20 protein-coding genes are annotated in these 22,460 nt (G+C 72.5%); 7 read left to right on the forward strand and 13 right to left on the reverse strand.

Annotation, left to right across the window (positions count from 1 at the left end; translation table 11 throughout):
- Positions 1-51: 51 nt before the first annotated feature.
- Complete coding sequence (locus tag OG500_RS15260) at positions 52-1,215, reverse strand: acyl-CoA dehydrogenase family protein (RefSeq protein WP_329580674.1); 1,164 nt, start codon at positions 1,213-1,215, stop codon at positions 52-54.
- 183 nt (positions 1,216-1,398) lie between these two features.
- Between OG500_RS15260 and OG500_RS15265 the strand changes: the two genes are divergently transcribed.
- Together OG500_RS15265 and OG500_RS15270 are read left to right on the forward strand one after the other, a co-directional pair.
- A complete protein-coding gene (locus OG500_RS15265) occupies positions 1,399-2,739 on the forward strand; it encodes a UDP-glucose dehydrogenase family protein (protein WP_329580675.1) in 1,341 nt (446 codons plus the stop codon).
- 90 nt (positions 2,740-2,829) lie between these two features.
- Positions 2,830-3,240: a CoA-binding protein gene (locus OG500_RS15270; protein WP_327067224.1), complete on the forward strand. Its 411-nt coding sequence runs from the start codon at positions 2,830-2,832 to the stop codon at positions 3,238-3,240.
- A gap of 6 nt (positions 3,241-3,246) precedes the next feature.
- Here the strand turns inward: OG500_RS15270 and OG500_RS15275 are convergent, their stop codons facing one another.
- The 3 genes from OG500_RS15275 to OG500_RS15285 are packed head-to-tail and all read right to left on the reverse strand — an operon-like array spanning position 3,247 to position 6,137.
- Positions 3,247-4,440 carry a dipeptidase gene (locus tag OG500_RS15275; protein ID WP_327067225.1) on the reverse strand — a complete coding sequence of 398 codons (1,194 nt, stop codon included), beginning with the start codon at positions 4,438-4,440 and terminating at the stop codon, positions 3,247-3,249.
- Positions 4,441-4,452: 12 nt separating this feature from the next.
- Positions 4,453-4,983, reverse strand: a complete 531-nt coding sequence (purE, locus tag OG500_RS15280) for a 5-(carboxyamino)imidazole ribonucleotide mutase (protein ID WP_327067226.1) — start codon at positions 4,981-4,983, stop codon at positions 4,453-4,455.
- Positions 4,980-6,137: a 5-(carboxyamino)imidazole ribonucleotide synthase gene (locus tag OG500_RS15285; RefSeq protein WP_327067227.1), complete on the reverse strand. Its 1,158-nt coding sequence runs from the start codon at positions 6,135-6,137 to the stop codon at positions 4,980-4,982. The genes purE and OG500_RS15285 overlap by 4 nt, the downstream gene beginning before the upstream one ends.
- Positions 6,138-6,373: 236 nt before the next feature.
- Between OG500_RS15285 and OG500_RS15290 the strand changes: the two genes are divergently transcribed.
- Positions 6,374-6,910: a GtrA family protein gene (locus OG500_RS15290; RefSeq protein ID WP_327067228.1), complete on the forward strand. Its 537-nt coding sequence runs from the start codon at positions 6,374-6,376 to the stop codon at positions 6,908-6,910.
- Between the two features lie 80 nt (positions 6,911-6,990).
- Here the strand turns inward: OG500_RS15290 and OG500_RS15295 are convergent, their stop codons facing one another.
- The gene (locus OG500_RS15295) at positions 6,991-8,235 is read right to left on the reverse strand and encodes an ATP-binding protein (RefSeq protein WP_327067229.1); all 1,245 of its coding nucleotides are present in this window, start codon (positions 8,233-8,235) and stop codon (positions 6,991-6,993) included.
- Between the two features lie 17 nt (positions 8,236-8,252).
- Positions 8,253-8,927: a response regulator transcription factor gene (locus OG500_RS15300; RefSeq protein ID WP_035848478.1), complete on the reverse strand. Its 675-nt coding sequence runs from the start codon at positions 8,925-8,927 to the stop codon at positions 8,253-8,255.
- A 443-nt stretch (positions 8,928-9,370) separates the two neighbouring features.
- On the opposite strand from OG500_RS15300, the gene OG500_RS15305 reads away from it, so the two are divergent.
- Complete coding sequence (locus OG500_RS15305; RefSeq protein ID WP_327067230.1) at positions 9,371-10,882, forward strand: peptide MFS transporter; 1,512 nt, start codon at positions 9,371-9,373, stop codon at positions 10,880-10,882.
- Positions 10,883-10,957: 75 nt separating this feature from the next.
- Here OG500_RS15305 and hutI read toward each other — a convergent pair whose 3' ends face one another.
- From hutI to hutU, 4 genes are read right to left on the reverse strand one after another with little or no spacing between them, the layout of a single operon-like run.
- Complete coding sequence (gene hutI / locus OG500_RS15310) at positions 10,958-12,124, reverse strand: imidazolonepropionase (RefSeq protein ID WP_327067231.1); 1,167 nt, start codon at positions 12,122-12,124, stop codon at positions 10,958-10,960.
- Positions 12,125-12,168: 44 nt separating this feature from the next.
- Positions 12,169-13,554 (reverse strand): formimidoylglutamate deiminase, encoded by a 1,386-nt coding sequence (locus OG500_RS15315; protein WP_329580686.1) that lies wholly within the window; start codon positions 13,552-13,554, stop codon positions 12,169-12,171.
- Complete coding sequence (locus OG500_RS15320) at positions 13,545-14,729, reverse strand: allantoate amidohydrolase (protein WP_329587590.1); 1,185 nt, start codon at positions 14,727-14,729, stop codon at positions 13,545-13,547. Before OG500_RS15320 ends, OG500_RS15315 begins: the two co-directional genes overlap by 10 nt.
- Before the next feature lie 17 nt (positions 14,730-14,746).
- Positions 14,747-16,417 (reverse strand): urocanate hydratase, encoded by a 1,671-nt coding sequence (gene hutU / locus OG500_RS15325; protein ID WP_327067234.1) that lies wholly within the window; start codon positions 16,415-16,417, stop codon positions 14,747-14,749.
- A gap of 183 nt (positions 16,418-16,600) precedes the next feature.
- Between hutU and OG500_RS15330 the strand changes: the two genes are divergently transcribed.
- Positions 16,601-17,170, forward strand: a complete 570-nt coding sequence (locus tag OG500_RS15330) for a Uma2 family endonuclease (RefSeq protein ID WP_329580690.1) — start codon at positions 16,601-16,603, stop codon at positions 17,168-17,170.
- A gap of 7 nt (positions 17,171-17,177) precedes the next feature.
- On the opposite strand, the gene OG500_RS15335 is transcribed toward OG500_RS15330, so the two are convergent.
- Both OG500_RS15335 and OG500_RS15340 read right to left on the reverse strand, forming a co-directional pair.
- Positions 17,178-17,537, reverse strand: coding sequence for a hypothetical protein (locus tag OG500_RS15335; RefSeq protein WP_327067236.1), 360 nt, complete (start codon positions 17,535-17,537; stop codon positions 17,178-17,180).
- A 241-nt stretch (positions 17,538-17,778) separates the two neighbouring features.
- Entirely contained in the window at positions 17,779-18,645 is an 867-nt protein-coding gene (locus OG500_RS15340; protein ID WP_327067237.1) for a MurR/RpiR family transcriptional regulator, read from the reverse strand.
- A 183-nt stretch (positions 18,646-18,828) separates the two neighbouring features.
- Between OG500_RS15340 and OG500_RS15345 the strand changes: the two genes are divergently transcribed.
- Positions 18,829-19,278 (forward strand): hypothetical protein, encoded by a 450-nt coding sequence (locus OG500_RS15345; protein ID WP_327067238.1) that lies wholly within the window; start codon positions 18,829-18,831, stop codon positions 19,276-19,278.
- Positions 19,279-19,303: 25 nt separating this feature from the next.
- On the opposite strand, the gene hutH is transcribed toward OG500_RS15345, so the two are convergent.
- Positions 19,304-20,878: a histidine ammonia-lyase gene (hutH, locus tag OG500_RS15350; protein ID WP_327071573.1), complete on the reverse strand. Its 1,575-nt coding sequence runs from the start codon at positions 20,876-20,878 to the stop codon at positions 19,304-19,306.
- A gap of 161 nt (positions 20,879-21,039) precedes the next feature.
- On the opposite strand from hutH, the gene fdhD reads away from it, so the two are divergent.
- On the forward strand, positions 21,040-21,864 hold the full coding sequence (gene fdhD / locus OG500_RS15355) for a formate dehydrogenase accessory sulfurtransferase FdhD (RefSeq protein ID WP_329580694.1): 825 nt from the start codon (positions 21,040-21,042) through the stop codon (positions 21,862-21,864).
- Positions 21,865-22,460: the final 596 nt, after the last annotated feature.

The raw sequence follows: 22,460 nt of genomic DNA on the forward strand, positions 1-22,460 counted from the left end.
GCGCCGGACGGGGCGCGGGGGGCTGTCGGGTGCCCGGTGGTCGGGCCGTGGTCAGGCGCTCGGCAGGTTGCGGGCCATCACGATCCGCTGGACCTGGTTGGTGCCCTCGTAGATCTGGGTGATCTTGGCGTCGCGCATCATCCGCTCCACCGGGTAGTCACGGGTGTAGCCGTAGCCGCCGAGCAGCTGGACGGCGTCGGTGGTGACCTCCATCGCGACGTCCGAGGCGAAGCACTTGGCCGCCGCACCGAAGAAGGTCAGGTCGGCATCGACGCGCTGCGACTTCGCCGCGGCGGCGTAGGTGAGCTGGCGGGCGGCCTCCAGCTTCATCGCCATGTCGGCGAGCATGAACTGGATGCCCTGGAAGTCGCCGATCGGCTTGCCGAACTGCTTGCGCTCCTTGACGTAGCCGGCGGCGTAGTCGAGCGCGCCCTGGGCGATGCCCAGCGCCTGGGCGGCGATGGTGATCCGGGTGTGGTCCAGGGTCTTCATCGCGGTGGCGAAGCCGGTGCCCTCGGCGCCGATCATGCGGTCGGCCGGGATCCGGACGTTGTCCAGGTAGACCTCGCGGGTCGGCGAGCCCTTGATGCCCAGCTTCTTCTCGGGGGCACCGAAGGAGACGCCCTCGTCACCCTTCTCCACCACGAAGGCCGAGATGCCCTTGGAGCGCTTCTCGGGGTCGGTGACCGCCATGACGGTGTAGAACTCCGAGACGCCCGCGTTGGTGATCCACCGCTTGACGCCGTTGAGCACCCAGAAGTCACCGTCGCGCACCGCGCGGGTCTTCATGCCCGCCGCGTCCGAACCGGCGTCCGGCTCGGAGAGGCAGTAGGAGAACATGCCCTCGCCCCGGGAGAGCGCTCCCAGGTACTTCTGCTTCAGCTCCTCGGAGCCGGACAGCTGCACCGGCAGCGAGCCGAGCTTGTTGACGGCCGGGATCAGCGAGGAGGAAGCGCAGACCCGGGCGACCTCCTCGATCACGATCACGGTGGCCAGCGCGTCGGCACCGGCGCCGCCGTACTCCTCGGGGACGTGCACCGCGTGCAGGTCGTTCGCCTCCAGGGCGTCGCGCGCCTCCTGCGGGAACCGGCCGTGCTCGTCCACGTCGGCCGCGAACGGGGCGATCTTGGCCTCGGCGAGCGCTCGAACCGTCTCGCGGAGCATCTCGTGCTCCTCCGAGATGCGGAAGAGGTCGAAATCGGCATTGCCAGCCATGGTCTGCTGCCCCTTTGCGAAACGACGTTAGTTACTGTTCAGTAGATCCCCATTCTAGGCCTGGCCGGCGTGATGACCAGACGTGACGTCGATGACATGCCGAGCGCCCGATACCATCGGTGGCTGCACCTCACTCCTGTCCTTCGCCGGTTCTGATCCGGCGGCCCGTGAAGGGGAAGCCCCGTGGCCCTGCGCATCTCGGTGATCGGTACCGGCTATCTCGGTGCCACGCACGCGGCCTGCCTCGCCGAGCTGGGCTTCGAGGTCCTCGGGATGGACATCGACCCGGACAAGCTCGCCTCGCTGGCGGCCGGCCAGGTGCCGATGTACGAGCCCGGACTCTCCGAGCTGCTGGTCAAGCACGTCGCCGGGCACCCCGGCTCGACCGGCCGGCTGCGCTTCACCTCCTCGCCCCAGGAGGTCGGCGAGTTCGCCGACGTCCACTTCATCTGCGTCAACACTCCGCAGAAGAAGGGCGAGTTCGCCGCCGACATGTCCTACGTCGAGCTCGCGGTGGACGCGCTCGCCCCGCACCTGGGGCGCCCCGCGCTGGTGGTCGGCAAGTCCACCGTGCCGGTCGGCAGCGCGGGCCGGCTGGCCGAGCGGCTGCAGGCGCTGGCCCCGGCCGGCGAGGGCATCGAGCTGGCCTGGAACCCCGAGTTCCTGCGCGAGGGCTTCGCGGTCGGCGACACCCTGCACCCCGACCGGATCGTGGTCGGCGTGCGCGAGGGCGGCCGCGCCGAGGAACTGCTGCGCGAGGTGTACGCGACCCCGCTGGCCGACGGCGTGCCGATGGTGATCACCGACTACCCCACCGCCGAGCTGGTCAAGGCCGCGGCCAACTCCTTCCTGGCCACCAAGATCTCCTTCATCAACGCGATGGCCGAGGTCTGCGAGAGCGCGGGCGCCGACGTCACGCTGCTCGCCAAGGCGCTCTCCTACGACGAGCGGATCGGCGGCCGGTTCCTCAACGCCGGACTCGGCTTCGGCGGCGGCTGCCTGCCCAAGGACATCCGGGCCTTCATGGCCCGGGCCGGCGAGCTCGGCGCCGACCAGGCGCTGACCTTCCTGCGCGAGGTCGACTCGATCAACATGCGCCGCCGCTCGCGGATGGTGGAGCTGGCCCGCGAGCAGTGCGGCGGTGGCTTCCTGGACCGCCGGGTGGCCGTGCTCGGCGCCGCCTTCAAGCCGAACTCGGACGACATCCGCGACTCCCCCGCGCTCAACGTGGCCGCCCAGATCCAGCTCCAGGGCGCCCAGGTGACCGTCTACGACCCCAAGGCGATGGACAACGCCCGCAAGATGTTCCCCTCGCTCTCCTACGCCGTCTCGGCGAGCGAGGCGGCCGTCGGGGCTCACGTGGTGCTGCACCTGACGGAGTGGCAGGAGTTCCGCGAGCTGGACCCGGTGGCGCTGGGCGAGGTCGTCGCCGAACGCCGGCTGCTGGACGGGCGCAACGTGCTGGACGCCCCGCGCTGGCGCGCGGCGGGCTGGACCTACCGGGCGATGGGCCGGCCGAGCTAGTGCCGCGTCAGGCAACCTTCGCCCCGTCGCGCAAAAGTTGCCTGACGCGGCACTAGGAATCGCGGATCCCGTCGCGGTGTTGGACCTCTCATGACCGACTTCCGCGACAAGGCGACCGTCCGCGAGATCCTCACCGCCACCGGGGACACCTGGGCGGTGGTGGGCCTGTCCACCAACACCCGCCGCGCCGCCTACGGCGTGGCCCAGGTCCTGCAGCGCTACGGCAAGCGGATCGTGCCGGTGCACCCCAAGGCCGAGACGGTGCTCGGCGAGCAGGGGTACGCCACCCTGGCCGACATCCCGTTCGACGTCGACGTGGTCGACGTCTTCGTGAACAGCTCGCTGGCCGGCGAGGTGGCCGACCAGGCGGTGGCCAAGGGCGCCGGGGCGGTCTGGTTCCAGCTCGACGTGATCGACGAGGCGGCCTACGAGCGGACCACGAAGGCCGGGCTGCGGATGGTCATGGACCGCTGCCCGGCGATCGAGATCCCGTTGCTCTGACCGCTCTCAGCCGTCCAGCTGGGCGATAGTGGCGATCGACGGCCCGCGGGTGGCGCGCAGCTCGGCGGCGACCGACTCGGCGGCGCCCAGCACCCGCACCGCGTTGCCCCAGGTGAGCTTGGACAGGTCGGCCTCGGACCAGTGGCGGCCGAGCAGTTCGGCGATCAGGTTGGGGTAGCCCGCCACGTCGTCCAGGCCCGCCGGGGTGAAGGCGACCCCGTCGAAGTCGCCGCCCACGCCGAGGTGGTCGATGCCGGCCACCTCGCGCATGTGGTCCAGGTGGTCGGCGACGGTGGCCGCGGTGGTGATCGGGCGCGGATCGCGGGCCTCCAGCTCGCGCAGCACCTTCATCGCCTCGGGCGTGTGCGCGAGGTGGTGGAAGCCGTGCTTGGCCAGCTCCTCGGAGGCCCGGTCGGTCCAGGCGCGGGCCTCGGGCGAGATGAACTGCGGGACGAAGGTGACCATCGCCACCCCCCCGTTGGCGGGCAGCTGGGCGAGCACGTCGTCGGGGATGTTGCGCGGGTGGTCGTGCACCGCGCGCGAGGAGGAGTGCGAGAAGATCACCGGCGCCCGGCTGACCCGCAGCGCGGCGCGCATGGTGTCGGGCGAGGTGTGCGAGAGGTCGACCAGCATGCCGACCCGGTTCATCTCCCGCACGACCTCCTCGCCGAACCGGGTCAGACCGCCGGCCGCCGGCTCGTCGGTGGCCGAGTCCGCCCAGGGCACGTTGCTGTTGTGCGTGAGCGTCATGTACCGCACGCCCAGCTGGTGCAGGGCACGCAGGGTGGCCAGCGAGCAGTTGATGCTGTGCCCGCCCTCGGCGCCCATCAGCGAGGCGACCTTGCCCTCGGCCCGGGCGGCCTCCATGTCGGCGGCCGTCAGGGCCAGCCGCAGCCGGTCGGGGAACCGGTCGACCAGCGCCCGCACGAAGTCGATCTGCTCCAGCGTGGCGCTGACCGCGTCGTCGCCCGTGTGGTCGGCGGAGACGTAGACCGACCAGAACTGCCCACCGACCCCGCCGGCGCGCAGCCGGTCGAGGTCGGTGTGCAGGCGGCTGCGCTGGTCGGCGGCCAGGTCGATGGCGTCCAGGTCGTAGCCGGCCTGCTTGCGCATCGCCCACGGCAGGTCGTTGTGGCCGTCCACCACGGGGGCGGTGGCGAGCAGCGTACGGGCGCGGTCGAGCAGTTCAGGGGTCGTCATGACCCCCATCCTCTACCGGCTGAAGCCGAAGGAGGTCGAACCGGCCACCTTGGCGCGCAGCTTCTTGCCCTTCTCGGTGGCCTGGGCGTTCAGCTCGGCCTGGAAGTCGACCATCTTCTCGGTGAGTTCCGGGTCGAAGGCGGCGACCATGCGCACCGCCAGCAGGCCCGCGTTGCGCGCACCGGCCACCGAGACGGTGGCCACCGGCACGCCGGCCGGCATCTGGACGATGGAGAGCAGGCTGTCCATGCCGTCCAGGTAGCGCAGCGGCACCGGGACGCCGATCACCGGCAGCGGGGTCACCGAGGCGAGCATGCCCGGCAGGTGGGCGGCGCCGCCGGCCCCGGCGATGATCGCCTTCAGGCCGCGCCGGTGGGCCTGCTCGCCGTAGCCGATCATCTCGCGCGGCATCCGGTGCGCGGACAGCACGTTGACCTCGTAGGGCACCTCGAACTCGTCGAGCGCCTGGGCGGCGGCCTCCATCACCGACCAGTCGGAGTCGGAGCCCATGGCGATGCCGACGACAGGGGAGGAGCTGCTCATTCGGTGATGGTCCCTCTCAGGTACGCGGCCGCGTGACGCGCCCGCTCGCGCACGTCGTCGAGGTCGTCCCCGAAGACGGTGACGTGACCGACCTTGCGGCCGGGCTTCACGTCCTTGCCGTACATGTGGATCCGCAGGCCCGGGTCACGGGCCATGCAGTGCAGGAAAGCGTGGTACATGTCGGGGTAGTCGCCGCCGAGCACGTTGACCATCACGGTCCACCGGGCCCGCGGGCGCGGGTCGCCGAGCGGCAGGTCGAGCACCGCGCGCAGGTGGTTCTCGAACTGCGAGGTGACCGCGCCGTCGATCGACCAGTGGCCGGAGTTGTGCGGGCGCATGGCGAGCTCGTTGACCAGGATCCGGCCGTCGCGGGTCTGGAACAGCTCGACCGCCAGGTGGCCGGTGATGTCCAGCTCGCCGGCGATCCGCAGGGCCAGCTCCTGGGCCTCGTTCGCGAGCGCGGGGTCCAGGTCCGGGGCGGGCGCGGTGACCTCGGCGCAGACCCCGTTCTCCTGCAGGCTCTCCACCACCGGGTAGGCGACCGCCTGCCCGCTGGGCGAGCGCACCACATTCGCGGCCAGCTCGCGGACGAAGTCGACCTTCTCCTCGGCGAGCACCGGGACGCCGGCCAGGAACGGCGCGCGCGCCTGCTCCTCGTCGGCGACCACCCAGACGCCCTTGCCGTCGTAGCCGCCGCGCACCGTCTTGAGGACCACCGGGTACCCCTCGCCCTCGCCCGCGAAGGCGGTGACGTCGGCCGGGTCCGCGACCAGGCGGTGGCGCGGGCAGGGCACCCCGATGGAGTCCAGCTTGGCCCGCATCACGCCCTTGTCCTGGGCGTTGACCAGTGCCTCGGGGCCCGGCCGCACGGCGATGCCGTCGGCCTGCAGGGCCCGCAGGTGTTCGGTGGGGACGTGCTCGTGGTCGAAGGTGACCACGTCGCAGTCGGCGGCGAAGCGGCGCAGCGTCTCCAGGTCCCGGTAGTCGCCGAACACGGTGTCGGCCACCACCTGGGAGGCGGAGTCCTGCGGGGTGTCGGCGAGGAGCTTGAACCGGATCCCCAAGGGGATGCCCGACTGGTGTGCCATGCGGGCCAACTGCCCGCCGCCGACCATGCCTACCGTTGGAAATTTTGCACTGCCCGGGAGAGTCACGCTGCCAGGATATCCGGGCCGCTCAAACCGGGTGCGCGGCCACTGCGGGCGGGGCGTCCCCGGTCGGCGGGAAGCCCCGGGACGAGCTCGCGCGCGAGTGCCGCCGTCGGGAGCCGGTAGCCTGGATGGCCTGACCCAGACGGGGCACTGTTGTGATCATGTGCCCGCGGCCGTCTGCCCGTTGGCAACGGCCCCGGGGACAGCCACTCAGAACAGGCACACAGGAGACCTGACGGATGACGAAGCACAGCGCTCCGCGCCCCTCCCTGATCCAGCGACTGCGGGGCGCCTCCGGTGAGGTGCTGAAGTTCGCGGTCGTCGGCCTGGTCGGCATCGTGGTCAACTTCGGCGTCTCCAACGCCGTGATCCACGCCACCCACTGGGCGCCGGTGCGCTGCTCGGTGATCGGCACCGTGGTGGCGATCCTCGCCAACTACCTCGGCTACCGCTACTGGGTCTACCGGGACAGCGACGCGGCCTCGCGCCGCCGCGAGATCACGCTCTTCCTGCTCTTCAGCGGGATCGGCCTGCTGATCGAGAACGGCGCGGTCTGGTTCACCACCTACACCCTGGCCATGACCGGCACGGTGGCCTACAACGCCTCCAAGGTGGCCGGCACCGCCGTGGCCACGCTGTTCCGCTTCTTCTCCTACCGCACCTGGGTCTTCAAGGCGATGCCGGAGCTGGCCGAGCACGAGCAGCTCGCGGACCAGCCGGTGGTGGCGCAGGCCGAGCGGATCCTGGCCGCCGAGGACGCGGCCTACATCAAGTAGCGCGAAGCCCCCGCACGAAGCCCGGGCGAGCACCCCCCGGCGAACCCCCCGCCCGATGGTCAGCCGACCGTCGGGCGGTTTCAGCCGACCGTCGGGCGGTTGAGGAACAGGGCGAACACCGGCGGCCGCAGCGACAGCAGCTCCAGCCGCCCGCCGTCCGCCTCCGCGAGGTCGCGGGCCACCGCCAGGCCGATGCCGGTGGAGTTGCGCCCGCTGACCGTCCGTTCGAAGACCCGGTTGCCCAGCTCGGCCGGCACCCCGGGGCCCTCGTCCTGGACCTCGACCACCACCGAGCTGCTGGACGGCCGCACCCGCAGCGTGACCGTGCCGGCGCCGTGCATCAGCGAGTTCTCGATCAGCGTGGCCAGCACCTGGGAGACGGTGCCCGGGGTGCCGAGCGCGACCACCCCGGCCAGCCCCTCGGTCACCAGCCGCCGCCCGGCACCGCGCATGGTGGCCGCCCACTCCTCGCGCTGCTGGCGGATCACCTCGTCCAGTTCGAACCCGCCGGCGGACGGCCCGTGCGTGTCGCGCTGGTTGGTGAGCAGCCGCTGGACCACGTCGGTGAGCCGCTCGACCTGCTGGAGCGCGATGCTGGCCTCCTCCCGCACCGTCTCGGGCTGGTGGGCCAGCGCGGTGATCTCCTCCAGCCGCATGGAGAGCGCGGTGAGCGGGGTGCGCAGCTGGTGCGAGGCGTCGGCGGCCAGCCGGCGTTCGGCGGTGAGCATCCGGCCGATCCGCTCGGCGCTGGCGTCCAGCACCTCGGCCACCCGGTCCAGCTCGGCCACCCCGTAGCGCCGGTCGCGCGGGCGCGGATCGCCGGAGCCGAGCCGCTCGGCGGTCTCCACCAGGTCGGTGAGCGGCCGGGCCAGCCGGCGGGCCTGCCAGACCGCGAGCGCGACCGCGGCCTGCACGGCCAGCAGCGCGACCAGGCCGAGCAGCAGCAGCATGTGGCCGATCTCCCGGTCGACCTCCGAGCGGGACTGCTCCACGGTCACCGTCTCGCCGCTGGCGCCGGATTCGGTGGCCCGCACCGGGTCGTCGCCCGCGGGCCTGCTCCCGATGGTGATCAGCGGCTGGTCCGGGACCTGGATCTCGGCGTAGTAGCCGTCGACGACCTGGCTGCCGATCCGCTCCCCGGTCACCGGCTCGTGGGCCGCCAGCCTGGTCTCCACCAGGCCGAGCAGCCGCACGGCGGCGGCATCGGCCCGCTCGTTGGCGGTGTCGATGATGCTCTGCTTCTCCACCAGTGCGAGCGGTACGCAGAACACCACGACCACCACCAGGACCACACCCAGCAGCGAGTTGATCATCCTGCGTTTCACGCGGTGGTGCCCCGGACCTAGTTCTTCTCGAAGCGGAAGCCCACGCCGCGCACGGTGGCGATGTAGCGCGGGTTGGTCGCGTCGTCGCCGAGCTTCTTGCGCAGCCAGGAGATGTGCATGTCGAGCGTCTTGGTCGAGGTCCACCACGTGGTGTCCCAGACCTGGCGCATGATGTCCTCACGGGTCACCACCCGCCCGGCGTCCCGCACCAGCACCCGCAGCAGCTCGAACTCCTTCGCGGAGAGGGTCAGTTCCTCCTCGCCGACCCAGGCGCGGTGCGACTCGATGTCGATCCGCACGCCGTGCGCGCCGGTGGACAGCGAGTCCACGTTGCCGCGCCGCAGCAGCGCCCGGACCCGGGCGAGCAGCTCGGCCAGCCGGAACGGCTTGGTGACGTAGTCGTCGGCGCCGGCGTCCAGGCCGACCACGGTGTCCACCTCGTCGGCGCGGGCGGTGAGCACCAGCACCGGGCAGCTCTTGCCGTCGGCGCGCAGCCGGCGGCAGACCTCCAGGCCGTCCATCTGCGGCAGGCCCAGGTCGAGGACGACCAGGTCGACCTCCTCCTCCAGCCCCGCCTCGAGCGCCGACGGGCCGTCCTCGCGGACGAGCACCTCGTAGCCCTCACGGCGCAGGGCACGGGCCAGCGGTTCCGAGATAGCCGGGTCGTCCTCGGCGAGCAGCACACAGGTCATGCTGCGAATCGTAGTCCGCCCGGGGCCCCGCGATCAGTCCCGTCGGGCGCGGTGGTGGCGCGCGACCGCTCGCGGGGTTGTGAACTACTTCACAGTAGGTAGTCGGCGCGCCGGGCCCGGGTGGCTGCCGTACCTACGCTCCCACGCCCGGAGCCGCCGCAGAATCTCCACTTCGACCATGGCTTCGAAGGAACGAATCCTGCCTTACCATCGATTCTCACATCCAGGGCGAACGGGCCTTCGAAGGCCCGTTATTGAATTGAATGCTTTTGTCCACCCATGTCGTGGAATTTCGCGACGTACAGTGGTCCGGTCCCCATGTCGTGCACTGCGGTCCGCCCCTGTTCGAGCAGCGAGCAGGGGCGCCGCGGCACTCGGACCCGCTGCGCCTCACCCCCACGGCGCGGCGGTGTCCCAGACAGTCAGGCAAGGAACAACGACTCATGGCGTCACCCACCACCCTGGACGCCGGCCTCAAGCCGGTCTCTCCTTCCGGCGGCAAGACCTTCTTCGGGCACCCCCGCGGACTCGCCACCCTCTTCATGACCGAGACCTGGGAGCGTTTCAGCTTCTACGGGATGCGGGCCCTGCTGGTCCTCTACATGACGGCCTCCACGGCCCATGGCGGACTCGGCATGAAGGTGGCCCTGGCCACCGCGATCTACAGCGTTTACAACGCCATGGTCTACCTGCTCGCCCTGCCCGGCGGCTGGATCGCGGACCGCTTCCTCGGCGCCCGCAAGACCGTCGCGCTCGGCGGCGGGATCATCATGATCGGCCACTTCCTGCTGGCCGTGCCCTTCGAGGGCTCCTTCTTCCTGGGCCTGGTCTTCATCGCGGTGGGCTCCGGCCTGCTGAAGGCCAACATCTCCACGATGGTCGGCCACCTGTACGAGGGCCCGAACGACCCGCGTCGCGATGGTGGCTTCACCATCTTCTACATGGGCATCAACCTCGGCGCCTTCGCGGCTCCGCTGGTGATCGGCACCGTCGGCCAGAGCGTCGACTGGCACCTCGGCTTCGCGCTGGCCGGCATCGGCATGGCGCTGGGCCTGGGCCAGTACCTGCTGGGCTCGCGCCACCTCAGCGCGCAGAGCAGCGTGGTGGCCTCGCCGATGTCCGACACCGAGCGCGGTGCGCTGCTGCGCAAGGCCGGCCTGTGGCTGGCCGCGGCCGTGGTCTTCTACGGCGTCGTGGTGCTGACTGGCAACTTCAGCATCAACTGGGCGGTCTGGCCGCTGTCGATCGCGGGCATCGCGATCCCGGTGGTCGTCTTCGCCCGGATCAAGCGGGACAAGGACCTCAGCCCCACCGACCACTCCAAGATCCGCGGCTACATCTGGTTCTTCGTGGTCGCCGCCGTGTTCTGGATGATCTACGACCAGTCCGGCTCCACGCTGAGCGTCTTCGCCGACCAGAACACCAAGCTGTCGATCTTCGGGGCGAGCTTCCCCTCCAGCTGGTTCCAGTCGCTGAACCCGCTCTACATCATGGCGCTGGCCCCGGTCTTCGCCTGGCTCTGGGTCTGGCTGGCCCGCCGGGCCAAGAACCCGAGCACCACGATGAAGTTCGCCATCGGCCTGCTGCTGATCGGCGCCTCGTTCCTGGTGATGATGCTGGCGATGGCCGCGGCGGCCGGCGGCCACAAGGTCACCCCGCTCTGGCTGGCGCTGGTCTACCTGGTCCAGACCGTCGGCGAGCTGGCCCTGTCCCCGGTCGGCCTGTCCGTCACCACCAAGCTGGCACCGGCCAAGTACGCCAGCCAGATGATGGGCATCTGGTTCCTCGCCGTCACCGCCGGTGACTGCGTGGCGGCCGTGATCCAGCTGGGCCTGGGCAACGCCACCGGCAGCACCTGGTACTTCGCCTCCCAGGGCGTGGCGGCGATCATCGCCGGTATCGCGCTGGTGATGTACCGCAAGAACGTGATCAGGCTCATGGGCGACGTCCACTGACCTGATCCACCCGCACCGACCGCAAGGGCCGGTACCCGTCTCACGGGTACCGGCCCTTGCGGCGTCAGGCGCGCGTCACAGCTCCCGGACGCCGGCGCGCCAGACCGCGGCGGTGAGCGGGACGCCCGGGCGGTAGGCGAGGTGGACCGGGGAGGGGGCGTCCAACAGGAGCAGGTCCGCGCGGACGCCCGGGGCGATCCGGCCGACGTCGGTGCGGCGCAGGGCGCGCGCGCCGCCGGCGGTGGCGGCGTGCACCGCCTCGTCCGGGGTCATGCCCATCTCGCGCACGGCCACCGCGATGCAGAAGGCCATCGAGCTGGTGAAGCTGGAGCCCGGGTTGCAGTCGGTGGACAGCGCCACGGTGGCGCCCGCGTCCAGCAGTCGGCGCGCGTCGGGATAGGGGGCGCGGGTGGAGAACTCCGCGCCGGGCAGCAGGGTGGCGACCGTGCCGGAGCCGGCCAGTGCCGCCACGTCCGCGTCCGTCAGGTGGGTGCAGTGGTCGGCCGAGGCGGCGCCCAGCTCGACCGCCAGCTGCACGCCGGGCCCGTAGGAGAGCTGGTTGGCGTGCACCCGCGGGGTCAGGCCCCGCTCGACGCCCGCGGTCAGGATCGCCCGCGCCTGGTCGCCGTCGAAGGCACCGTTCTCGCAGAAGACGTCCACCCAGCGGGCGTGCGGGGCGCAGGCGTCCAGCATCGGGCCGGTGACCAGGTCGACGTAGCCCGCGGGGTCGTCGGCGTACTCCGGGGCGACCACGTGGGCCCCCAGGTAGGTGGTCTCCGGGGTGTGGTCGGCGGCGATCCGCAGCGCCCGGGCCTCGTCCTCGACGGTCAGGCCGTAGCCGGACTTGCACTCGATGGTGGTCGTGCCCTGGCGCAGCGCCTCGCGCACGAAGCGGGCCAGGTTGGCGTCGAGTTCGGCGTCCGAGGCGGCCCGGGTGGCGGCCACCGTGGTGCGGATGCCGCCCGCGGTGTAGGCCTGGCCGGACATCCGGGCGTTGAACTCGGCGGTCCGGTCGCCCGCGAAGACCAGGTGGGCGTGCGAGTCGACGAAGCCGGGCAGCAGGGCCCGCCCGGCCGCGTCCACGTGCTGGTCGGCCGCGGGGGCGTCGGCGCTGGGTCCGGTCCAGGTGATCACCGAGCCGTCGATCACCACGGCGGCCTGCTCGATCAGGCCGAGCAGGCCGGGGTGTGACGGGTCGTTGGTGACCAGGGTGCCGATGTTGCTGATCAGGGTGCTGGTCATGAGCCTTTCCGGAGTTCAAGAGGGTCCGCCACGGGCGGGCGCTCTCAGGGAAGCAGCGCGGTGATCGCGCGGTGCAGCGCGCCGGGGACGTCGGCGATGCTCTGGTGCACGCCGTCGGCGACGACCCGCCGGCCGCCGACCACCACGTGCCGCACGTCGGCCGCCGAGGCGGCGAAGACGGCGGTCTCGGCGCCCAGGTGCGGATCGGGGCCCGCGGTGCGCACCGAGTCCAGCGCCAGCACGGTGAAGTCGGCCAGCGCCCCCACCTCGATCCGGCCCGCCTCCGGCCAGCCGAGCGAGGCGTGCCCGTCCTCGGTGCCGGCCCGCAGCAGCGCGCCCGCCGTCCAGTGGCCGCGGGTGCGGGTGCGCAGCCGCTCGTTGAGCTCCAGTGCGCGCGCCTCCTCGAACGGGTCGATCACCGCGTGGCTGTCGCTGCCCAGGGTCACCGGGCAGCCGCCGCTGGCCAGTTGACGGGCCGGGCCGATGCCGTCGGCCAGGTCCCGCTCGGTGGTCGGGCACATGCAGATCACCGTGGAGGAGTCGGTGAGCAGCTTGATGTCCTCCTCGGTCAGGTGGGTGGCGTGCACCGCGCTGGTCCGCGGCCCGAGCACGCCGTGGTCGGCGAGCAGCCGGGTGGGGGTGACGCCGTGCGCGGTCAGGCAGGCGTCGTTCTCCGCGGTCTGCTCGGAGAGGTGCACGTGCAGCGGCGCCTTGCGCATCGACGACCAGTGCGCGACCGTGCTCAGCTGCTCGGCCGGCACCGCGCGCACCGAGTGGATCGCGGCGCCGATCCGGGCGTGCTCGCGGGGCTTGAGCGCATCCGCGCGCTCGGCCCAGGCCAGCGCGTCGCCGTCGCCGAAGCGCAGCTGGGGCTTGGTCAGCTCGGCACCGAAGCCGGAGGAGAGGTAGCAGGTGTCGAGCAGGGTGATCCGGATGCCGGCCCGTGCGGCGGCCTCGATCAGCGCCTCCCCCATCGCGTTCGGGTCGGCGTAGCGGGCGCCGCCCGGTGCGTGGTGCAGGTAGTGGAACTCGCCGACGGCCGTGATCCCGGCCAGCGCCATCTCGGCGTAGACGGCGGTGGCGAGCTCCAGGTAGCTGTCCGGGTCGAGCGCGGCGGCGAACCGGTACATGGTGTCGCGCCAGGTCCAGAAGGTGCCGGAGCCGACCTGCACCCGGCCGCGCAGCGCGCGGTGGAAGGCGTGCGAGTGGGCGTTGGCCTGGCCCGGCACCGTCAGCCCGGCCAGCCGGACGGCCTGCGGCGGGCAGGGGCCGCTGTCCGGGGTGACCTTGGTGATCCGCCCGTCGGCGGCCACCTCGATCAGCACGGACCGCTCCACCACCGGGCCGTTCACGTGCGGCAGCCAGGCCTGCTCGGCCCAGTACCGCTGTGCCACCGCCGGCGGTGCCGCCGGGGTCTGCGTCACTGACATGCCAGGTCCTCCAGGACGTCCGTGAGTGCCGCCACTCCCGTGAGGCAGTCGGCCACCTCGGCGTGCTCGGCCGGGGAGTGCGAGACGCCGCTCGGGTTCCGTACGAACAGCATGGCGGTCGGCACCGCCGATGCCAGGATCCCCGCGTCGTGTCCCGCGCCGGTGGGCAGCACCGGGACCCCGCCGAGCGCGCCGACCAGCCGGTCGCGCAGCGGGACGTCGAAGTCCACCACCGGGGTGTACGACTCGCGCACCAGCTCGACCTTCACGCCGTCGCGCTCGCCGCGCTCGGCGGCGGCCTGCGCGATCGCCGCCACCAGCTCGTCCAGGGTGGCCTCGTCCGCCGCCCGGGAGTCCAGCCAGCCGCGGACCAGGGAGGCGATCGCATTGGTGCCGTTCGGCTCCACGGCGATCTTGCCGAAGGTGGCCAGCGCACCGGCCTGCCGGGCCTTCTTACGGGCGGCCAGCACCGTGGTGGCGTAGGTGAGCATCGGGTCGTGCCGGTCGTCCAGGCGGGTGGTGCCCGCGTGGTTGGCCTCGCCGTGGAAGTCGAAGCGCCAGCGGCCGTGCGGCCAGATCGCCCCGGCCACCCCGACCGGCTGGTCCTCGGCCAGGTACCGGCCCTGCTCGACGTGCAGCTCCACGAAGGCGCCGATCCGGGCCAGCCGCTCGGCGTCGGCACCGATCGCGTCCGGGTCCTGCCCGGCCCGCTCCATCGCGTCGGGCAGCCGCACGCCGTTCGCGTCGCGCAGCTCCCGGGCCTGCTCCGGGGTCAGCAGCCCGGCACTGAGCCGGGACCCCACGCAGGCCACGCCGAACCGCGCGCCCTCCTCGTCACCGAAGTTGACGATCGCCAGCGGCTTGCTGAACTCGGCCCCGCGGTCGCGCAGTCCGTCCAGCGCGGCGAAGGAGGAGACGACGCCGAGCGGGCCGTCGAAGGCACCGCCGTCCGGCACCGAGTCCAGGTGCGAGCCGGTGACGATCGCCCCCTCGCCCTGCGGATCGCCCAGCCAGGCCCACTGGTTGCCGTTGCGGTCCAGCTCGTAGGCCAGGCCGCGGGAGCGGGCCTGCTCCTCGAACCAGGCCCGGCACTCGGCGTCGGCGGCGTTCCAGGCGTGCCGGCGGTAGCCGCCGGAGGAGGCGGAGCGGCCCACCGGGAGCAGCTCCGCCCACATCTCCTGGAACCCGAGGGTCACAGCTCACCCATCGGGATGCGGACACCGCGCTCGGCGGCGACCTCGTCCGCACGGTCGTAGCCGGCGTCCACGTGCCGGATCACGCCCATGCCCGGGTCGTTGGTGAGCACCCGGCGGATCTTCTCGCCGGCCAGCTTGGTGCCGTCGGCGACCGTGACCTGACCGGCGTGGATCGAGCGGCCGATGCCGACGCCGCCGCCGTGGTGGATGGAGACCCACGAGGCGCCGGAGGCCACGTTGACCATGGCGTTGAGCAGCGGCCAGTCGGCGATCGCGTCGGAGCCGTCCAGCATCGCCTCGGTCTCGCGGTAGGGCGAGGCCACCGAGCCGCAGTCCAGGTGGTCGCGGCCGATCACGATCGGGGCGGACAGCTCGCCGCTGGCGACCATGTCGTTGAAGCGCTCGCCGGCCTTGTCGCGCTCGCCGTAGCCGAGCCAGCAGATCCGCGCCGGCAGGCCCTGGAAGTGCACCTTCTCCTGGGCCATCTTGATCCAGCGGTGCAGCGACTCGTTCTCCGGGAACAGGTCGAGCACGGCCTTGTCGGTCTTGGCGATGTCCTGCGGGTCGCCGGAGAGGGCGGCCCAGCGGAAGGGGCCCTTGCCCTCGCAGAAGAGCGGGCGGATGTAGGCCGGCACGAAGCCGGGGAACTCGAACGCCCGCTTGTAGCCGGCCAGCTGGGCCTCGCCGCGGATCGAGTTGCCGTAGTCGAAGACCTCGGCGCCCTTGTCCTGGAAGCCGACCATGGCCTCCACGTGCTTGGCCATCGACTCGCGCGAGCGGGTGGTGAACTCGGCGGGCTCGCGCGCCGCGTAGTCGGCCATGTCGTCGAAGGCGACGCCGATCGGCAGGTAGCTCAGCGGGTCGTGCGCGCTGGTCTGGTCGGTGACGATGTCGATCGGCGCGTCCATCGCGAGCAGCTGCGGGAACAGCTCGGCGGCGTTGCCCAGCAGGCCGATCGAGAGCGGCTGCTTCTTGTCGCGGGCGGCGGTGGCCAGCTCCAGCGCGTGGCTGAGGTTCTTGGCCTCGACGTCCAGGTAGCGGTGCTCGATCCGGCGCGCGATCCGGGACGGGTCGCAGTCGATGCAGATCGCCACGCCGCCGTTCATGGTGACGGCCAGCGGCTGGGCGCCACCCATGCCGCCCAGACCCGCGGTCAGCGTGATGGTGCCCGCCAGGGTGTCGTCGAACTTCTTGGCGGCGACGGCGGCGAAGGTCTCGTAGGTGCCCTGCAGGATGCCCTGGGTACCGATGTAGATCCACGAACCGGCGGTCATCTGCCCGTACATGGTGAGCCCCAGGCTCTCCAGCCGGCGGAACTCCTCCCAGTTGGCCCAGTCGCCGACCAGGTTGGAGTTGGCGATCAGCACCCGCGGCGCCCACTCGTGGGTCTGCATCACGCCGACCGGACGGCCGGACTGGACCAGCATGGTCTCGTCCTGCTTGAGCGTCTGCAGCGTGCGGACCATCGCGTCGTACGAGCGCCAGTCACGCGCGGCCTTGCCGGTGCCGCCGTAGACGACCAGCTTGGAGGGGTGCTCGGCCACCTCGGGGTCGAGGTTGTTCATCAGCATCCGCAGGGCGGCCTCCTGCTGCCACCCCTGGGTGCTGAGCTTCGTCCCACGCGCCGCACGCACCTCGCGCGGGCCACTCGTCTGCTGCTCCGCCATGCTGCCGGCCTCCTTGCGGATGGATTCATTCAGGATCTAGCACACTGAATATATCCAATCATTCAAGCTGCGGCCAGACCCCGCACACATCTGATCAGCCCCGAACTTCCCAGCCGCCGGGCGCTACTCTGGACCTGGCGAACACCAGCCACTCGGCCCATCCACTCAGCAGTGGAGGACACCGTGACGGCAGCGATCACCGTGCGGCCCGGCCGGCTTCGCGAGGCGGCCGAGCAGATCGAGAAGAGCACCGGCCTCCGGGTACAGATCATCGGAGGGGTCCTGGTCATGTCTCCCCCTCCACAGGGCAAGCACGCGGGCGTGATCCGGCTTCTGCGCCGCCAGCTCGACCCGCTGCTGCCCTCTGGCACCGACATGTACGAGGTCTCCTCGATCGCGATGCCCGATGACCACGAGGACTATGCGACACCGGATCTGATCGTGCTGCCGACGGACTGGGACCGTGACGACTCCTGGCTGGCGGATCCGCGCGACGTGACTCTCGCGGTCGAGGTCATTTCGGGCTCGGAACGGGCCCGCGGCATCGCGGACAAGACCCGCTGGTACGCCATCGCCGCCGTCGCCCTCCTGCTCGCCGTCGACCCGCGCAACGGCACGTGGACGCTCTACAGTCACCCCCGTGACGGCGCCTACCAGGGCGTGCTGCACGGCACTTACGGCGAGCCCGTCCCGCTGCCCGCGCCGCTTACCGGCGAGCTGAGCACCACTGCCTTCCCCCGCTACGGCAACTGACGCCCCCTCACGCCGCCGCGTCGCCGTCCCAGTCGATGCCGATCTCGGCGAGCCAGGCACGGTCGCGTGCGGCCGTCTCGGGGGATTCGGCCGGGGCGTCGACCGGGAGCATGGGCAGGGACGGCGGGCGGGGGATCTCCTGGACCGGGCCCAGACCGTAGCGCTCGGCGGTGGAACCGCCGGGCGGGGCGGGGTCGGTCAGGCCGATGTGGACGGCGGACTCGTCGCCCGGCTCCAGCACCCGCAGGCCCGGTCCGGGCGGGCCGAGCGCCACCCGGCGGCCACAGCTGGGGCAGGCCCACTCCTCGGCCCCCGAAGCGAGTCTGCCGACCGGTCTCATCTCGTGGATCACGCGCATGGCGGACACCCCCGTTCGTCCTGACAGGTGGTCCGCCGGTAGGGGGCCGGGTGAAGGAGCGCCCGCCGCGTCAGCGGCTGATGTCCGCAGTGGGCCGAGTCTGGGCGGTGCCGACGAAGGAGTCCATGCGGAGCATCGGCGACTGAGGAGAACCGTCCAGGCGAGAGTCCGGGCGTCGCGACGCCGGCCCCCTACCGGCGGACCCTCTATGGGGATGCCCGGTCCAGGGCGCGCTACTCCTGCTCCGGTGCTACTCCAGGAACAGTCCGCGGGCTGCCGCCGACTGCTCGATCGACTCCAATCGGGCTTCGGCACCGGGCAGTTCGTCGCACATGCTCTGCAGCAGCACCCGCCCCAGCACCATCGGCGCGCACGCGGTGTCGAAGACCAGGCCGGTGCCGACCTCGGCGGGCAGCAGCAGGTCGGAGAGCTCCGCCACCGGCGCGAAGGCGCTGTCGGCGACGGTCAGCACGGTCAGCCCGCAGCCCCGCGCCACGGTGAGCGCGTCCATCAGCTCGCGCGGGTAGCGCGGCAGTGCGAAGCAGAGGAACGCCGAGGCGCCGGCCGCCGCGGCCTGCTCGATCCGGTCGGCGAGCATGCTGCCGCCCTCGTCCAGCAGGCGGATGTCCGGGTGCACCTTGGCGGCGAAGTAGGCGAAGCCGCGCGCCTGGGCGGAGGCGGCCCGCAGGCCGAGCACCGGCAGCGGGCGGGAGGCGGCCAGCAGCCGGGCGGCGCGCACGATCGGCTCCGGGTCGGCCAGCAGCTCCGCGAGGTGGCGCAGGTGGGCGATCTCGGCGAGCACCGCCTGCTGGTGCTCGTTGCGCACCACCTCGGCCGGGGTCTCGGGCGCGGCCGGCTCGCCCACGCCGAGGTCGCGCAGCCGCTTGCGCAGCGCCGGGTAGCCGTCGTAGCCGAGCGCGACCGCGAACCGGGTGACCGAGGGCTGGCTGACCCCGGCCAGCTCGGCCACCTCGACGCTGGACAGGAACGGCGCCTCCGCGGCGTGCCGCACCAGCGCGTGCGCGATCCGGCGCTGCGTGGGGGTGAGCCGGTGGCCGTCGAAGAGCTCCAGCAGCCGGGCGGACGGCGCGGGGGACGACTCGGCGTTGGTCCTCATGGTGCGTCCCTTTCGGCGTACTTACGGCAGGTGCGGCGGTCGACGTACTGTGCAGCAGGTACGACGCCAGGGCAATGGTGTCTCGTTGTCCGGGATGCCCGCTCTCAGGGTCACCCTGATTTCCCCCTGAGAGCCCTCCCGCCGGCTGGACCTCGCGTGGCCGCGGCGCGCAGGCTGGTCCTCATGGATCCTCGCCACGACAGTCGCCCCTCGGAGTTCCGGGCCGATCTGGACGCCGCTCTGCAGACCCGCAAGGAACTGGGCCCCGAGTACGAGTCGGCGCTCATCGACTCCTTCCTCTCCCGGGTCGACGCGCGGCTGGACGCCCGGGTCGAGCAGCGGGTGGCCGAGCGGCTGGCGGACCTGGGCCCGGCCTCCCGCGCCGAGCAGCGCTTCGACCGCCCGGGCGCCCGGCGCGGCTGGGCCGCCGGCAACAGCACCAGACTGTCGGTCATGTCGCTGGTCTTCGCGATCCCGCTGACCGGGATCGGCTCCGCCGCGGGCCTGCCGGGCATGCTCGCCACCTGGGCGGGCATCGTGGGCGTCAACTTCGCCGCGGCCCTCGCCGGCCGCCACGAGCAGGCCCGCGAGGAGCAGCGCCGCCTGAGCAGCACCCGCAGCGAGTGGGCCTGAGGCCCACTCACTGCCCGGCGGTGCCTCAGGCCAGCGGACCGGTGACCTGCTCGACGGCCTCGACCAGCGCGCCGGAGGCGACCAGCGCCTCGGCCGCGGCCAGGTCGGGCGCCAGGAACCGGTCCCGGCCCGCGCCGCCGACACCGGCCTCGCGGGCGGCGGCGAGCGCGGCGGCGGTGGCCGGCGCCGACTGCACGTCGCCGTCGGCGATGCGGATCTCCAGCGCGCGGGCCGAGGCGGTCAGCTCGACGGCCAGGATCCGGCCGAGGTTGTCCACGGCCTGACGCAGCTTGCGGGCGGCCGACCAGCCCATCGAGACGTGGTCCTCCTGCATGGCCGAGGAGGGGATCGAGTCCACCGAGGCGGGGACGGCGAGCCGCTTGTTCTCGCTGACCAGGGCCGCCTGGGTGTACTGGGCGATCATCAGACCGGAGTCCACGCCCGGGTCGTCGGCCAGGAAGGCCGGCAGGCCGTGCGAGCGGCTCTTGTCGAGCAGCCGGTCGGTGCGGCGCTCGGAGATCGAGCCCAGGTCGGCAGCGGCGATGGCCAGGAAGTCCAGCACATAGGCGACCGGGGCGCCGTGGAAGTTGCCGTTGGACTCCACCCGGCCGTCCGGCAGCACCACCGGGTTGTCGACCGAGGCGGCCAGCTCGCGCTCGGCGACCGTACGGGCGTGCGCCAGGGTGTCGCGGCCGGCGCCGGCCACCTGCGGGGCGCAGCGGATCGAGTAGGCGTCCTGGACCCGCGGCGCGTCCTCGTGGTGGTGACCGGTGAGGCCCGAGCCCTGGAGCACGGCCAGCATGTTGGCGGCGCTCAGCGCCTGGCCCGGGTGCGGACGGATCGGGCCGTGCAGCTCGGGGGCCAGCACCTTCTCGGTGCCGAGCAGCGCCTCCAGGCTCATCGCGGCGGTGATGTCGGCGGTGGTGAAGAGCCGGGACAGGTCGGCGATCGCCATCACCAGCATGCCGAGCATGCCGTCGGTGCCGTTGATGAGGGCCAGGCCCTCCTTCTCCAGCAGCTCGACCGGGGTGATCCCGGCGGCGGCGAGCAGCTCGCCGGCATCGTGCTCGGCGCCGTCCGGGCCGTACGCCAGGCCCTCGCCCATCAGCACCAGCGCGCAGTGCGAGAGCGGGGCGAGGTCGCCGGAACAGCCGAGCGAGCCGAACTCGCGCACCACGGGGGTGATGCCGGCGTTGAGGATCGCGGCCATCGTCTCGGCGACCAGCGGGCGCACGCCGGTGCGGCCGGAGGCCAGGGTCTTCATCCGCAGGAACATCAGCGCGCGGGTGACCTCGCGCTCGACGACCGGGCCCATGCCGGCCGCGTGCGAGCGGACCAGCGAACGCTGCAGCTGGGCGCGGAGTTCGGGGCTGATGTGGCGCACCGCGAGGGCGCCGAAGCCGGTGGAGACGCCGTAGACCGGGCGCGGCTCGGCGGCCAGCGCGTCGATCCGGGCACGGGAGGCGGCCATCTCGGCCAGCGCGTCGGGTCCGATCTCGACCCGGGCATTGCCGCGTGCCACAGCCAGCACGTCCTCGGCGGTGACGTCGGCCTTGCCGACCTGAACAAGCGGCGCGTCGGCGGCCGGAGCACTGTGCATATCCATATGCACTATCAGATCAGCTGAATGAAGATATGACAACCGTTGCGCGGCCGAAAGCCCGCATGCCTCATGCTGGAGGGTGAACACCGGAGGGTGGGCCCCGGGGGTATGCCGACAGGGGCCGCTCCGGCAGGGATGGTCAGGAGAGGCGGGGCCAGATGACGCGGGCGACGGCACGACGGCGCGTGGTGCGACTGCGCGGGACCGAGCGCACCCCCCGCCCCGACGCGCTGGCGGCGGAGGAGCCGCTGGAGATACGGGTCGGTGGCCAGCCGCTGACCGTCACCATGCGCACCCCGGGGCACGACTTCGACCTGGTGGCCGGCTTCCTGGTCGGCGAGGGGCTGCTGCACCGCCGCGAGCAGCTCACCGCGCTGCGCTACTGCGCGGGGACGGACGAGGCCGGCGCCAACACGTACAACGTCGTGGACGCGACCGTGCGCGAGCCGGACGCGCCCCCGCTCTCCGCGCAGCGCAACCTGCTGACCACCAGCGCCTGCGGCCTGTGCGGGCGCGACACGGTGGAGGCGGTGCGCACCCAGGTGCGCTTCAAGCCCGGCGACGACCCGCTGACCGTGCGCCCCGAACTGCTCTACCGGCTGCCCGACGCGCTGCGCGCCGCCCAGCGCGCCTTCGACTCCACCGGCGGCCTGCACGCGGCCGGACTCTTCACGGCGGCCGGCGAACTGCTCTGCGCGCGCGAGGACGTGGGGCGGCACAACGCGGTCGACAAGGTGATCGGCTGGGCACTGCGCGAGGACCGGCTGCCGCTCACCGGGCACCTGCTGCTGGTCAGCGGCCGGGCCTCGTTCGAGCTCACCCAGAAGGCGGCGCTGGCCGGGCTGCCGCTGCTCGCGGCCGTCTCGGCGCCGTCCTCGCTGGCGGCCGACCTGGCCGAGGAGCTGGGGCTCACCCTGGTCGGCTTCCTGCGCGGCGAGGGCGCGAACGTCTACACCCGCGCGGACCGGGTGCTCACCGACTGACCCGGCGCAGGGCACAGCGCCGGGCACAGGATCAGGAGAGGGTCGGAACGAAGGACCGGTCAGCCCGGCGGCGGCGAGGCCGGACCCGCCAGCGCCACCGCGACCAGCGCGCGCAGCGCCGGGGCGATCTGACCCAGCGGCAGCGTGGCGTCGTCGGCGAAGAGCTCGACCAGCCAGCCGCCGGCCGGGTTGGCGCCCCCGGCCGCCACCATGCCCCGGTAGCCGCCCACCACCAGCACCGCCTCCTCGGCCGGGTCGTTGCCCGCCGCGCCGGTGCGCAGCGCGAAGCTGCCGCCGCGCACCGCGCGGGCGGTGAGCGGGTAGTGCGTCAGGTCGAAGACCGCGTCCGGGGCCTCCACCCGGGCCCGCAGGTCCGCCGCCCGGCGGGCCGCGCCGGGGGTCAGCGTGCCGACCGCGCGCTCGCCCGGGCCGCTGGTCAGCCGGTAGACGGCGTGCCGGGTGGTGTGCATCAGCCGGGAGCCGGGCGGCACGTAGGAGATCCACCAGGCCACCGCGTTCAGCAGCCGGGCCGCCGCCTCGGCGACGGTGGCCAGCCGCCCCAGGGTGTCGGCCGGGTGGTGCGCGCGCGGCCCGCC

The organism is Kitasatospora sp. NBC_01250 (assembly GCF_036226465.1).
GTDB lineage: Bacteria > Actinomycetota > Actinomycetes > Streptomycetales > Streptomycetaceae > Kitasatospora.